Annotated in this window: 10 protein-coding genes; 1 reads left to right on the forward strand and 9 read right to left on the reverse strand. The window is 61.2% G+C overall.

All coding sequences use genetic code 11. The annotated features are described in order from the left end of the window. Positions 1–4: 4 nt before the first annotated feature. The 9 genes from HBO09_RS04935 to HBO09_RS04975 form a co-directional block, all read right to left on the reverse strand. On the reverse strand, positions 5–1,540 hold the full coding sequence (locus tag HBO09_RS04935; protein ID WP_169991634.1) for an MFS transporter: 1,536 nt from the start codon (positions 1,538–1,540) through the stop codon (positions 5–7). Positions 1,541–1,989: 449 nt separating this feature from the next. Further along, positions 1,990–2,910 (reverse strand): LysR family transcriptional regulator, encoded by a 921-nt coding sequence (locus tag HBO09_RS04940; protein WP_032856479.1) that lies wholly within the window; start codon positions 2,908–2,910, stop codon positions 1,990–1,992. 93 nt (positions 2,911–3,003) lie between these two features. Further along, complete coding sequence (locus HBO09_RS04945; RefSeq protein ID WP_032856477.1) at positions 3,004–3,852, reverse strand: ABC transporter permease; 849 nt, start codon at positions 3,850–3,852, stop codon at positions 3,004–3,006. 12 nt (positions 3,853–3,864) lie between these two features. Next, on the reverse strand, positions 3,865–4,716 hold the full coding sequence (locus HBO09_RS04950) for an ABC transporter ATP-binding protein (RefSeq protein WP_169991632.1): 852 nt from the start codon (positions 4,714–4,716) through the stop codon (positions 3,865–3,867). 1 nt (position 4,717) lies between these two features. Further along, positions 4,718–5,743, reverse strand: coding sequence for an ABC transporter substrate-binding protein (locus HBO09_RS04955; protein WP_169991630.1), 1,026 nt, complete (start codon positions 5,741–5,743; stop codon positions 4,718–4,720). A gap of 14 nt (positions 5,744–5,757) precedes the next feature. Then, a complete protein-coding gene (locus HBO09_RS04960) occupies positions 5,758–6,642 on the reverse strand; it encodes a TauD/TfdA family dioxygenase (protein ID WP_169991628.1) in 885 nt (294 codons plus the stop codon). A gap of 234 nt (positions 6,643–6,876) precedes the next feature. Further along, positions 6,877–8,238 carry an HlyD family type I secretion periplasmic adaptor subunit gene (locus tag HBO09_RS04965; protein ID WP_169991626.1) on the reverse strand — a complete coding sequence of 454 codons (1,362 nt, stop codon included), beginning with the start codon at positions 8,236–8,238 and terminating at the stop codon, positions 6,877–6,879. Further along, entirely contained in the window at positions 8,228–10,384 is a 2,157-nt protein-coding gene (locus tag HBO09_RS04970; protein WP_169991624.1) for a type I secretion system permease/ATPase, read from the reverse strand. Before HBO09_RS04970 ends, HBO09_RS04965 begins: the two co-directional genes overlap by 11 nt. Positions 10,385–10,425: 41 nt before the next feature. After that, entirely contained in the window at positions 10,426–11,772 is a 1,347-nt protein-coding gene (locus HBO09_RS04975; protein ID WP_169991622.1) for a TolC family outer membrane protein, read from the reverse strand. A 339-nt stretch (positions 11,773–12,111) separates the two neighbouring features. Between HBO09_RS04975 and HBO09_RS04980 the strand changes: the two genes are divergently transcribed. Further along, positions 12,112–14,875: retention module-containing protein (locus HBO09_RS04980; RefSeq protein WP_170060850.1), on the forward strand; the 2,764-nt coding region annotated here is incomplete at its 3' end.

Here is a 14,875-nt window from a genome sequence, read left to right on the forward strand (position 1 = left end):
GCAATCAGGTAGGTGCGCGCGGTGGGAAAATCCGCGTCGGCATCCAGAAAATCAGGAGGATCAACGCCACCGCGACACCGGCCATGACGTAATAAAGATCCGAAGACGTCAGCACCACGGCCTGCTGGTGCAGCCGATGGGCCAGGCCCGTGGCATCGCTGTCGGCCAAGGGCGAGTTGCCCAGGGCGTCCACCAGCATGGTCGAGTGGAAATGCAGGCGGTGGGTGGTCAGCACCTCGATCACGCCGGTGGCGACCACCGCGGCCAGGCCCTTGACCGTGTTGAACCAGGCCGAGGCGAACGGCCCGTCGGTGGGCACGATGCTGCCGGTGGACAGCATCAACAGCGGCAACACCGCCATCGGCTGCCCGAAGATTTGCAGCAGTTGCAGCACGTAGAACTCGTCGCGGATCCACGCCGAGGTCAGTTGCGCGCCGCCAATGCACGACAGGGTCAGCATGCCCAGACCAATCCCCAGCACCCAGCGGCAGTCCACCCAGCGCAGGTTGCACAGGGCCGCTACCAGCGGCAGGGCGATCAACTGCGGCAGGGCCATGACCAGCATCACCGGCGCGGTCTGCAGCGGCCGATAGCCCTGCACCTGCGCCAGGTAACTGGACGGCAGGATGATCACCGCCTGCAACACCACCAGCACCCCGGCCAGCACGATCAAGGCAAACGACAGGTTGCGCAGGCCGAGCATCTGCAACTTGAAGAACGGCATCGGGTGTGACCATTCGTTGATCATGAACAGCACCAGCAACAGCACCCCGCCCACCAGCAGCGTGGTGATCAGTGGCGACTCGAACCAGTCCAGGCGATTGCCCTGCAAGATGCCGATCACCAGCATGCAGATCGCCGGGAACCCCAGCAGCAGGCCGCGCCAGTTGAATTGCTTGAGGCGCTCCAGGCGCAATGGGTCCTGGGGCAGGCCGTAGGCCACAGCGGCCATGGCCAGCAGGCACGGCGCGACGATCTGCCAGAACGCCCACTGCCAACCGACATACTCGGTCCACAGCGCCGCCAGCGGTGTGCCAAGGCTGGGGCCGAAGGTGGCGGTAAGGGCGTAGCCGGCCAGGCCGTAGAGTTTGACGTTGGCCGGCAAAAAACGCAGGGCCACGGTCATCAGCATCGGCGGCAATGCCCCGCCGGCCAGGCCTTGCACGGTGCGCAGCAGCAGCAGGCTTTCATAGTTCGGCGCCAGGGGGCACAGCACCCCCAGCAGGGTAAACAGGCCGATGGCCCATAGGGTGAAGCGGCGCAGCGAAAACGTCACCGAACACCACGGCGCAAAGGCCATGGCCGAGACGGACGTGGCCGTGTAGGCGGCAACCAGCCAGGTGCCTTCGTCAAAACCGATGTACAGCGCACCGCGGATATCGGCGAGGGCGATCTTGGTCACCATTTCGTTCAGGCCCGAAACCAGAACCGCCAGCAGCACGCCGACCAGGCCGATGATGATCCGCGGGCCAAACACAGGGGGGCTGACGGCGGCGGGTTTGGCTGCAGCCAAGGGAGCGGGGGCAGCGAGGGAAGTCATGAAGGTACAACTCGGAAATAGAATACCCGAGCAGTTTAATAAGGCTTAGACATGACGAAAACTGACTTATGGGAAGGTTATAACTGCGCCGCACGCAATGATTGAATGTGGGAGCTGGCTTGCCTGCGATAGCGGTGTGTCGGTTGAGGCATCCGTCATTGGTACACCGCTATCGCAGCATCGGTATCTACACAATTTAGCCGCAGCGCATAAAGCCAAGCAGATAGGGCTGTTGTGGCGAGCGGGCTTGCCCCGCGCTGGGCTGCGAAGCAGCCCCAAAAAGCCCGCCGCGTTTCTTCAGATAAACTGCGATGGCCGGGTTTAGGGCTGCTTCGCAGCCCAGCGCGGGGCAAGCCCGCTCGCCACAGGGAAGTTCGTCAGTTTCTGAAAGTTATGTAGTTACCTACGGCTATCGCAGGACAAGCCAGTTCCCACATTTGGGGGGGGTGTCAGGTGGGCTGGGCTTCGCGCCAGGTGGCCGCGCAGCTTTCGCGCATGGTTTCACGCAGCCATTTGTGCGCCGGGTCTTTGTCGAAACGCGGGTGCCAGGCCTGGGTCAGGACCAGGGTCGGCAGGGAGATCGGCAAGGTGAATGCGCGCAGCGGCAGTTTCAGGCGATTGGCGCTGTACAGCGCCTCTTTGGGCACCGGCAGGATCAGGTCGGAGTCGGGCAGCATGAACATCGCGCCGTGAAATCCCGGCGCGATCATCGCTACCCGGCGTTCCAGGCCCTGGGCATTGAGGGCGGTGTCGATCGGTCCACGGGCAATACCGCGCCGGGAGATGCTGATATGGGAGTAGCTGGCAAAGCGTGCGGCGGTGATTTCTTCGTCAAACAGCGGGTGGCCTTCGCGGGCCAGGCCGACGAAGGTGGTGGAGAACAGGTTCTGCACCTTCACTTCCGGGGTGATCGGCATGGTGTTGCCGACGCGCAAGTCCAGGCGCCCTTCGCGCAGTGCTTCGTCGTCGCTGTCGCCTTCGGGGACGAATCGCAGCTCGCAATGGGGTGCCACCCGCTCCATGGTGTCGAACAACCGGCCGCCATACACACCGACAAAAAAGTCATTGGCGCGCACGCTGAAGCGCCGGCGCAAGGTGCTCAGGTCGACCTCGTCCGCCGAACGAAACAACAACGCCGCCTGCTCCACCACATTGCGCACCTGGCCTTGCAACTCCAGGGCCTTGGGCGTGGGCACCAGGCCGCGACCGGCGCGCACCAGGATCGGGTCGCCCACCGCTTCGCGGATGCGCGTCAGGGTCCGGCTCATGGCGGCCGGGCTGAGGTTCATCCGCCGCGCGGCGCCCACCACGCTGCCCTCGTCGAGCAAGGCGTCGAGGGCCACCAATAGGTTCATATCCGGTAGTTGCATGCCAAGCACTCGTGATGAATTTGGAGTACAGCGCACGCAATCGTAGCAGGCTTTACCGGTGCTGTTAGGGCCAACCCATGCAGCCACGCTGGTTTATCGCTGCATCCCCCAGCGCTTCACGGTGACGCGCTCCAGGGTGTCGAACACCAGGTTTTCCACGAGCAGGCCGATCAGGATCACTACCGCCAGCCCGGCGAAGACCTTGTCGGTGTACAGCTCGTTGCGGTTCTGGAAGATGTACCAGCCCAGGCCACCCTTGCCGCTGGTGGCGCCGAACACCAGTTCGGCAGCGATCAGCGTGCGCCAGGCAAAGGCCCAGCCAATCTTCAGCCCGGCGAGGATCGACGGCAACGCGGCCGGGATCAGGATAAACAGCACAAAGCGCATGCCCTTGAGGCCGTAGTTACGCCCGGCCATGCGCAGGGTTTCCGAAACGCCCATAAACCCCGAGTAAGTGTTGAGTGCCAGGGCCCACAGCACCGAGTGCACCAGGACAAAAATCAGGCTGTTCTGCCCCAGGCCAAACCACAGCAGCGCCAGTGGCAACAGGGCAATCGCCGGCAGCGGGTTGAACATCGAAGTCAGGGTGCTCAGCAGGTCACGGCCCATCTGGGTCGAGACGGCCAAAGTGGTCAGGGCGAATGCCAGGACAATACCGATCAGGTAGCCCTTGAGCAGCACCACCAGGGAAATGCTGACCTTGCCCAGCAACTCACCACTGGCAATGCCGTCGTAGAAGGCGTGGAAGGTCTGCAAAAAGCTCGGTAGCAGCAGGTCATTGTTCTGATAGCGCGCCGCTGCTTCCCAGAGGAGCGCCAGCACGATCAGGATCAAGCCTTTGCGCAACCAGCCTTGTTGCCACAGGCGCTGGCGCAGGGGTAAGGCGCGCTCCACGGGCACGCCGGGCAGCGGTTGCAGGGTGATTTCATATTCCTGGCGCATGGGCACAGTCCTTCAATAAGCGATGCGGATATCGGCAAAATCCAACTCGGTTTCTGCCTCGGGCGACTCATCGAACAACAGGCGATGAATACGCCGCGCCGACGCCTGGAACGCCACACCGCCGAGGCTGTGCAGGTCGTATTGATGGCTGTGGATCTCGGCGCGCACACGCCCTGGATGGGGCGACAGCAACAGGATGCGGTTGCCCACCACCAGCGCTTCTTCGATGGAGTGGGTGACGAACAACAGGGTGAAGCGCACCTCCTCCCACAGCAGCAGCAGTTCCTCCTGCATCTTGCGCCGGGTCAGGGCATCGAGCGCGGCGAAGGGCTCGTCCATCAGCAGGATTTTCGGCTGCATGGCCAATGCCCGGGCGATGGCCACCCGCGCCTTCATGCCACCGGACAGGGTATGTGGGTAGGCGTCGGCGAAGGCGCTCAGCCCGACCTTGTCGAGGTAGTACAACGCCCGTTCTTCGGCCTCGCGGCGCTTAAGGGTCTTGGACGCCAGCAGCGGGAACATCACGTTCTGCTTGACGGTTTTCCACGGCGGCAACTGGTCGAATTCCTGGAACACCACGATGCGATCCGGGCCCGGTTGCTCGACCTTTTGCCCCAACAGGCGGATTTCGCCTTCGCAGGGTTTGATGAAACCGGCTACCGCCTTGAGCAGCGTGGACTTGCCGCAGCCCGAAGGCCCCAGCAGTACAAAACGGTCGGCCGGATCGATCTCGAAACTGACCTGGTGGGTGGCCCGCACTACCCGTTCGGGCGTGCGGTATTCAAGGCTGACGTGATCCACCGAGAGCAGCGCCTCAGTGGTGTTCAGGTTGCTGGCCGTGTGGCCTTGCAAGGGCGCGTTCATCTCAGCTCCCTTGCAGCGGCTTGGCATCCTGGAAGAAGTAATCCTTCCACGACTGGGGTTTGTTCTTGATCGCGCCTACCCGGTAGAGGAATTCGGCCAATGGGTAAGTGTTTTTCGGGGTGACGCTGAATTCGAATTGCGGGTTGTCGATGATTTTCAGCAGCGCGGCACGGTCGATCTTGGCCTTGGTCACGCGGATATAGGTATCGGCGGCGGCACCCTTGTCGTTCTGCGCGAACTGCGCGGCTTCAGTCAGCGCATCGACAAAGGCCTTGTAGGTTTTCGGGTTGTCGTTGCGAAACTTCTCGGTGGCGAACAGCACGGTCGGCGAGTTCGGCCCCAGCAGGTCATAGGTGTTGAGCACCACATGCACGTTCGGGTTGGCCAGGGCCTGGTCCTGGAACGGCGGGTTGGAGAAGTGCCCGGTCAGCTCGGTACCGCCGGCGATCAGCGCAGCCGTGGCGTCTGGGTGCGGGACGGCGATGGTGTATTTGTCCAGGCGATTGAATTCCTTGTCACCCCATTGCTTGGCCGCAGCGTATTGCAGGAACCGCGACTGCACGGAAACCCCCACGGCCGGCACGGCGATGCGGTCTTTCTCGGTGAAGTCAGCGATGGTCTTGACCTTGGGGTTGTTGCTGACCAGGCAGTACGGGAAGTTGCCCAGGGAAGCCACGGCCTTGACGTTCTGCTTGCCGTGGGTGCGATCCCAGATGGTCAGCAGCGGGCCGACACCGGCGCCGGCAATGTCGATGGAGCCGGAGAGCAGCGCGTCATTGACCGCCGCGCCACCGGACAACTGGGTCCAGTCGACCTTGATATCGATACCTTCCTGCTTGCCGTATTTCTCGATCAGGTTCTGGTCGCGCACCACATTGAGCAGCAGGTAAACGATGCCGAACTGCTCGGCAATGCGAATCTCTCCTTCGGCCTGGGCGACGGTGGGCGCAACCAGACTGCCGGCCAACAGGCTGACGCCAAGGCCGACGGTGGCGGCCAATCGTGCAAAAGGGGTTTTCCTGGACATGGTCATGCTCCGAATCAAAAAGGCGCGTCGCCCTGGATGGTGGTGCGAAAGAGTTTGCGGCGTAGGTGGCTAGGGCAACCGGCGGCCAGGTGGATCAGCGAGCGGTTGTCCCAGAACACCAGGTCGTGGGGCTGCCAGCTGTGGCGGTAGATGTTTTGCGGGTGGATGCTGTGGGCGAAGAGTTGGGCCAGCAGGTCGCGGCTTTCGTCTTCGGGCAGGCCGACGATACGGGTGGTGAAGCCTTCGCTGACGAACAGCGCCTGGCGCCCGTTTTCCGGGTGGGTACGCACCACCGGGTGTACCACCTCGGCGACCTGGGCCAGTTGTTCGGGGGTCAGGGTCGGGCGCCAGTTGCCTTCGAATTTGGTTTCGCTGTAGCGCGCCGTGTAGGAATGCGCAGCACTGCGACCTGCCACGGCGGTGCGCAGGTGCTCGGGCAACTGGTCCCAGGCTTTGTGCATGTCGGCAAACAGCGTGTCGCCGCCCTCGGACGGCAGTTCCTGGGCGTGGAGCATCGAGCCCAGGCTCGGCAGTTCCTTGTAGGACAGGTCCGAGTGCCAGAACTTGCCCGCGTCGCCCAGACCGATGGATTGGCCGTTTTCGATGATGTTGGAAACGATGAGGATTTCCGGGTGGTTGGCCAGCAGGAACTGTTTGAGCACATGGATCTGCAACACGCCGAAACGGCGGCTGAAGGCGATCTGTTGCTCGGGGGTGATGCGCTGGTCGCGGAACACCACCACATGGTGGTCCAGGTGCGCGCGATGGATGCGGGCGAAGTCCTGGTCGTTGACCGGGCGCGACAGATCCAGGCCAATGATCTCGGCGCCTACGCTGCCGGGGAATGGGCGGATGTCGAAGGTTTGGGCGGTGGGCAAGGCGGCTGTGGCGGTGGACATGTGATCACTCCCTGGCAGTCAGGAGAGTGACTTTATAGATATAAGAATTGAAATTTAAATACCGTTAGAGAATAACGATATGGCCTTTTGAGGGTAGAGGCCGGAAGGTGTGGGGAGGTTAAGGGCCCCTTCGCGAGCAAGCCCGCTCCCACATTCGACCGCATTCCTATGTTGGAAATCGGTCGAATGTGGGAGCGGGCTTGCTCGCGAAGAGGCCCACCCAGACACCGAAAATCAGCGCTCCTGCAACGACTCCGCCCGGGCCTTGATGATGGGCTTGAGCAGGTAGCTGAGGATGGTCTTCTTGCCAGTGATGATGTCGACCGAGGCGACCATGCCGGGGATGATGATCAGCGGCTTCTCATCGGTGCCCAGGTGGCTGCGGTCGGTGCGCAAGGTGATCATGTAGTAGGTGGTTTTCTTGTCTTCATCGGTGATGGTGTCGGCACCGATACGTTCCAGCTTGGCCTTGAGGCCGCCGTAGATGGTGTAGTCATAGGCGGTGAACTTGACCACGGCTTCTTGCCCAGGGTGCAGGAAGGCGATGTCTTGCGGACGGATCTTGGCTTCCACCAGCAAGGTGTCATCCAGCGGGACGATTTCTACCATGTCGCTGCCCGGCTGGATCACGCCGCCAATGGTATTGACCAACAGTTGCTTGACGATCCCGCGCACCGGCGAGGTGACCAGGGTCCGGCTCACACGGTCTTCGAGAGCTTTGCCGGTGGCCTGGGCCTTGTTCAGGTCAGTGCGTGCCTCGTTGAGCTCGGTCAGCGCTTCGCTGCGATATTTACCACGAGTTTCGTCGATCTTGCGTTGTACTTCCTTGATCGCCGAGTCGGCGCGGGGGATGGCCAGGGTGGTGGCGTCCAGTTGCCCACGGGTTTCCATTTCTGCGCGCTTGAGGCGCAGCACTTCCACCGGCGACACCGCACCCTGGGCGACCAGGGGTTCGGACATGTTGATTTCCTGGCGCTGCAACGACAGCTGGTTACGGTACTGGCTCTGCTTGGAGGTGTATTCACGCATCTCCTGCTGGCGCTGGGTCAGTTGCTCCTGCAAACCGCCGATTTCATCCTTGAACTGCTGGCGCCGGCTTTCGTACAGCGACTGCTCGTTGATGGCCTGGGTTGGCGCAGCGGCACGCACGTCTTCAGGGATATTCAACGGCCGGTCTTCGACCTGGGCGTTCAAGCGCTCGATGCGCAGCAACAGGGACAGGCGCTGGGCCTCGGTTTCCCCGGCGTTGGAGACAAAGCGCGTGTCATCCAGGCGGATCAGCGGCGCGCCTGCCTCGACGATCTGCCCTTCCTTGACGTACAGCTCGGCGACGATGCCGCCCTCAAGGTTCTGAATCTTCTGCAATTTGGAGGATGGAATGGCCTTGCCATCACCGCGCGTCACTTCGTCGACCTTGGCAAAACCGGCCCACAGCAGCATGCACAGGAAAAACCCGATGATCCCCCAGATGGTCAACCGCACCACGCGCGGGGCATCTTCGATCAGGGCCTTCTTGACCTCTGGCAGTGGCTGCCCGTCCAGCGAATCGGAACCAATGAAATAACGACGGACCGCGTCCTTGAATTTACGCAACACTGATCTGCCCCTTCTTCAACGCTTCCATCACTACGGCTTTCGGACCATCCGCAAGGATTTGCCCACGGTCGATGACCAACAAACGGTCCACCAGGGACAACAGCGACGCACGGTGCGTCACCAGCACCACGGTCTTGTTTTCCACAACGGCTTGCAGGCGCTGTTTCAAGCGTTCTTCACCGGTGTTGTCCATGGCGCTGGTCGGTTCGTCCAGCAGCAGGATAGGCGGGTTGAGCAGCAGGGCGCGGGCCAGGGCGACGTTTTGTCGCTGGCCGCCTGAGAGGTTCTGGCCGCGCTCGCCCACTTGCAGCTCGTAGCCTTGTGGATGCAGGCGGGCAAATTCGTGGACGCCCGCAAGTTCAGCGGCTTGCAGTACCACTTCGTCTTCAACGTAACGGGCGCCAGAGACCAGGTTGTCGCGCAGGGTGCCGGCCAGCAGTTGGATGTCCTGAGGCACATAGCCGACGTTGTGGCGCAGTTCGCTGACGTCGATCTGACGAATGTCCACGCCGTCCACCAGCAAGGCGCCGGAGTCGGGCTGGTAGAGGCCTACGATCAGCTTGGCCAGGGAGCTTTTACCCGAACCACTACGCCCGATGATGCCAATTTTCTCGCCGGGCTTGATCACCAGGTTGATGTTCTTGAGCGCCATGTTCTGCTGGTTGGGGTACGTGAAATTCAGGCCCCGGCACTCGATGGCGCCTTGCAGGGTGCGGCGGCTCAAGGGGCGCTCTTCGAAATTGCGCTCCTGGGGCAGCTCCATCATTTGGTCGGTGGAGACCATGGTGACTTTGGCTTGCTGGTAGCGAGTCATTAGGCCCGACAGCGACGCCAGGGGGCTGAGGGCGCGGCCACTGAGCATGTAGCAGGCAATCAGGCCGCCCATGCTGAGGTGGCCGTCGATGATCTGGTAGACCCCAAAGACAATCATGACCACACCCGCCAATTGCTGGATCAGCAGGGTGATGTTCATCGACAGCCCAGAGAGCATTTTCACTCGCAACTCGAGGCGGCTGAGGGTGCCGATGGTCTGCTCCCACTGGTATTGGCGCTCGCTTTCAGCGTTGTTGACCTTGACCGCATCCAGCCCGGCCAGGGTTTCGATCAGGCTCGACTGGCGCTCGGAGGCCAGGGCCATGGTGCGCTCCATGGTGGCGACCAGCGGCTTTTGCAGCAGGTAGCCGATGCCCAGGGCAATCGGGAAGGCCAGCATGGGGATCCACACCAGGTGCCCGCCAAGGATGGCGATCACCATGAAGATCAGCAAGGTAAATGGCAGGTCGATCAGGCTGGTGAGAGTCAGGGAGGCGAGGAAGTCACGCAGGCTCTGAAACTCGTGGATGTTCTGGGCGAAGCTACCGACCCGTGCCGGGCGGTACTTCATCGACATACCGACGATCCGCTCGAACAGCGTGGCCGAGATGATCAGGTCGGTTTTCTTGCCGGCCAAGTCCAGGCACAGGCTACGCAGGCTCTTGAGGACCAGGTCGAAGACGTAGGCGATGAAAATACCGGTGGCCAGCACCCACAGGGTGGCGGTGGCCTGGTTTGGCACGACGCGGTCGTAGACGTTCATCACGAACAGCGGCGCGGCCATGGCAATCAGGTTGATCAGGAAACTGGCGGCGATAGCATCGGCGTAGAGCCAACGCGAACGCTTGAGGGTGTCACGGAACCACGAACGGGCCCGGGGAATCAGGGTGCCGTGGCTGACATCGAATTTGTGCTGGGGCTGGGCAAAGAACACTTTACCGATGTAGTCATCGGCCAACGCCTGGCGCTTGACGATGGTTTCACCGCCATCGCTTTCGCTGAGCAGCACCTGAGCCTCGTCTTCACCCTGCCAGCCGAGCAGCACGGCACTGCGGCCGTCCTTGAGCAACAGCAACGCCGGCATGGCAATCGGGGGGATCGAATCGAGTTTGCGTTGCAGCAGTCGCCCTTGCAAACCGGCGCGGGCCGCGGCCCGGGCCAGCAAATCGGCGGTCAGTTGCTGAGCTGGCAATGGCAGACCGGTGGTCAGCATCGCCGCACTGGCGGGCTTCTGGTGCAGGGCACAGAGAGCCAACAACCCGTCGAGTAACGGGTCGTCGTGCAATGTGCGTGGATCATGACTGAGATGGACTCGACTGACTTCTGATTCCACGCGGGCTCTCTCAACTAACAGATGGGTCTATAAGGAATAGCTCAATTCATCCCCGGCAGTTGAACTTTCGGCTTCACATCGTTCTGGACGACGGAGGCCATCGGTGCGACCACTCCCTGGCTCTTGAGCAACTCGCCCATGGTCGCCTTGATTCGGTACTGAGTAAATAACTGAACGTTTTTTATCTCTTCCAAACGACGCGAAGCGGTGAACAGTTCGTTTTCACTGTCGAGCAAATCGAGCAGGGTCCGCTCGCCCAGGCTGAATTGTTTCTGGTAGGCGCCGCGCACCTTGCTGCTGTGGTCGACGTATTGCTGGGCAATCGGCACCTGAGCATTGGCATTGTTCATGGCGTTCCAGGCCAGGCCCAGTTCTTCATTCAACTGGCGCAAGGCGTTGTTGCGGATATCCAGGGCCTGGTTGGACTGGTAGGACTTGGACTCCAGCTCAGCTTTGTTACTGCCACCGGCATACAGGTTGAAACGCATGCGCAGCATGGCTTCCCAGCCGTTGTTGTGGCTGGCGTCGCCGTCGATGTTGTTGTCGGCGTTACGGCCCAACTCGGCGTCGAAGCGTGGGTAGAAGGAAGACTTGGCGGCTTCGTATTGTTTTTCGGCAGCGGCGATGTCGGATTCGGCCGAACGCAGGATCGGGCTGTTATCGAGCATCTGGCGGCGTGCTTCATTCAGGTCTGCAGGCAGCATCGCCATGAAGCTAGGCGGACGCTCCAACTGATCGGCTTCTTGCCCAACGGCGCTCAGGTAGTTGGTCTGGGCGTCGGCCAGGTTGGTCTGCTCGGTGATCACGTTGTTGCGGGCCTGGGCCAGACGGGCTTCGGCCTGGTCCAGGTCAGCCCCGCTGCCGACGCCGCGCTGGGTACGCAACTTGATCTGGTCGTAGATACGTTCGTGGTTGCGCAGGTTTTCTTCAGCCAGGCGCACGAACTCCCGACGGGTCAGGACGTCCAGGTAAACCTGAGCTACCGTCAATGCAGTGCGCTCGGAAGTGCCAAGCAACGAAAATGCGCGGGAGTTAACGGTGGCTTGTTGACGCCCTACTTCACTGGAGGTGGCAAAACCGTCAAAAACCATTTGTTGCAGGCGCAGGCTCGATTCACCGCGATTGAGGGTGTCCCAATGGCCGCCACGGGCACGGGTGGATGAACTGTCGGTGCCTTCACGGCCATAACCGGCGTTCAGGTCGACACGGGGCAGGTAACCGCCCTTGGCCGCACGCAACTGATAGTCGGCCGCGATACGAGCGTTGACACCTGCCTGAATCTCAGGATGCACATCCAGCGCTTGCTGCATGGCCTGGGGCAGGGTTTGGGCTTGTACGAAACTGGCGGCGAGAACGAACGGTATTGCCTTAAGCAGGTGCAAACGCATTTAAGAATCCCCAGGACTTCTTGTCTCAAGTCACAGCAACTAGGCGTGCTGCGTTAGAAAATGGCTACCGTAATGACCGTACGTCGGAAAGTTCAAAAGCGGAACTGGTTCACACATGTAGGACGGTTCGCCGCGTGAATATCAATGTGACATTAGCGAGGCGATTGTTTAGGATGGCGCCAAGAAGGTCAATAGTTTGGCATAAAGTAAATCGCCAAAAAATATAGCCAATTAATTGACGTCATTCGTTTTATAACCTACGCACCTCCCAGGCTGATGAATCCCATAGGGTCTCAGCTATAGGAACACCCACAGAATGGATCGCCGGAGAAATCTTCAATGAGCAGTGTTGTTGCAATCGTCAAAAGCATTGTTGGCCAAGTTTTCGTCATTTCTCCGGAAGGTGCCCGTCGGGTGCTGGTTGAGGGTGATCGCCTGTTTACCGGCGATCAGATAGACACCGGCATGTCGGGCGCCGTGAGCCTGGAGCTGGCCGATGGCCGCACCCTGGACCTGGGCCGTGATACCCAGTGGAGCGCCACCGCGCCCGACTCCAGCACTGACCTGGCCCAAGCCACCGCACAGGCCGCGCCTTCGGTTGCCGAACTGCAGCAGGCCATTGCCGCCGGCGCTGACCCGACCACCGACCTGGAAGCCACCGCCGCAGGCGCGACAGCTGCTGGCACTGGCGCTGCGGGTGGCGGTCACAGCTTTGTGATGCTCGATGAGACCGCAGGCTCGGTCGATCCGACCATTGGTTTCCCGACTGCTGGCCTGGGTTTCGGTACCAATGCGTTGACCAACGAACTCGGCGGGCAGCCGACCGACCCACTCACGGCCGCACCTTTGCCGTCGACCCTGTCCCTGAGCGCTACACCGACCATCACCGAAGCCGGCGGCGTGCTGACCTACACCGCCACGGTGACCCAGCCGTCCACCAGCAACCTGACCGTCACCCTGTCCAACGGCGCGGTGATCACCATCCCGGCCGGCCAGGTGACCGGCTCCGTCAATGTGCCCCTGGCGCCCAATGACAGCCCGTACATCGATCCAAGCCAGATCAGCGTCACCGTCACTGGCACCACTGGCGGTAACAACCTGATCGTGACCGTCGACCCGACTCCGGCAGTCACCCAGATCACCGACACCATCGACACCACCACCGTGACCCTGACCGCAGGCGAAACGGTGACCGAAGGCGGCCAGATCACCTACACCGCGACCCTGACCAACCCGGCACAGACCCCGGTCACCATTACCTTGAGCAACGGCTCGGTGATCACCATTGAGGCGGGCAAGTCCACCGGTACGGTGGTGGTCGATACACCGGCCAACGACGTCTACAACAATGGCAGCACGGTCAGCACCACCATTACCGGGGCAACCGGTGGCAACTTCGAAAACCTGGTGCCTAACACCACACCCGCCGTCACCACGATTACCGACTCGGTCGATGACACCGGCGTGACCCTCACCGCCACTAACACCGTCACCGAAGGCGGCCAGATCACCTACACCGCGACGCTGACCAACCCGGCGCAAACCCCGGTGACCGTGACCTTGTCCAACGGCTCGGTGATCACCATCAAGGCCGGCGAATCCGTTGGCACCGTGGTGGTCGATACCCCGGCCAACGACGTCTACGTCAATGGCAGCACCGTCACTACGACTATCACCGGGACCACCGGTGGCAACTTTGAAAACCTGGTGCCCAACACGACGCCAGCCGTTACGACCATCACTGATTCGGTCGACACCACCACCGTGACACTGACAGCGCCAGGCGATGTCAGCGAAGGCGGCCAGATCACCTACACCGCCACGCTTTCCAACAAAGCGGACACCGACGTTACGCTGAAGCTCGATAACGGTTCGACCATCATCATCAAGGCGGGTGAAACCGTTGGCTCCGTCACCGTCGATGCTCCTGGCGATGATGTGTTTGTCGACAAAAGCACGCAAACCGTGAAGATCGTCGAGACTAATGGCGGTAACTTCGAAAAACTGGAAGTGGCCGGCGACGGCGCTACCACCACCGTGAACGACACCATCGACAAGGTCGATGTGGTCCTGACGGCGACTACCACCGTGGGCGAAGGCGGCCAGATCGTTTACACCGCATCGCTGGTGGACAAGGCGGGTAACCCGGTCACCAACACTACCAACCCGTTGACCGTGACCCTGGACAATGGCCAGACCATCACCATTGGCGTCGGCCAATCCGCGGGCACTGCCAGCACTGTTGCGCCGAACGATGTGTATGAGGGCAACCAGACCGTCACCACCGCGATCACCAATGTGACCGGCGGCGCGCATTTCGAGAACCTGGTACCTGGCACCACGCCGGTCAACACCACCGTGACCGACACACCCGGCACCACCGACACCACCACCGTCACCCTGACCGCACCAGGCGAGGCCGACGAAGGTGGCAACATCACCTACACCGCGACCTTGAGCAACAAGGCCGGCAGCGACCTGACCCTTACCTTGAGCAATGGTGACGTCATCACTATCGCCAAGGGCGAGACCACAGGCCAGGTGACGTCCAAGGCACCGAGCGACGACGTATTCAAAGATGCGGGTCCGATCAACGTCACGATCAATCCGGACGTTGTCGGGGGTGGCTTCGAGAAGCTTGATATTGCTCCGGGTGGGGCGACGACACAGATCAACGACACCATCGACAAGGTCGATGTGGTGCTGACTGCCACCAAAACCGTGGGTGAAGGTGGTGAGATCGTTTACACCGCAACCTTAGTGGATAAGAACGGCGCACCGGTGACTAACATCACCAGCCCTGTGACTGTGACTCTGGATAACAACCAGGTCATCACCATTGGTGTGAACCAGTCGAGCGGTACCGTTTCGGTTGTGGCTCCGGATGATGTGTACAAAGGTGATCAGACTGTCACTACCGGGATTAAAGAAGTCACTGGCGGCGAACACTTTGAAAACCTGGTTCCAGGCACTGACAAAGTCACCACCATCGTGACCGACACACCGGGCACCGATAACACCACTACCGTGACTTTGACGGCTCCGTCTGAAGTGAACGAAGGTGGAAAAATCACCTACACCGCTACCTTGAGCAACAAGGCTG

Source organism: Pseudomonas sp. WS 5027, assembly GCF_012985695.1.
In the GTDB taxonomy this organism is placed as follows: domain Bacteria; phylum Pseudomonadota; class Gammaproteobacteria; order Pseudomonadales; family Pseudomonadaceae; genus Aquipseudomonas; species Aquipseudomonas hygromyciniae.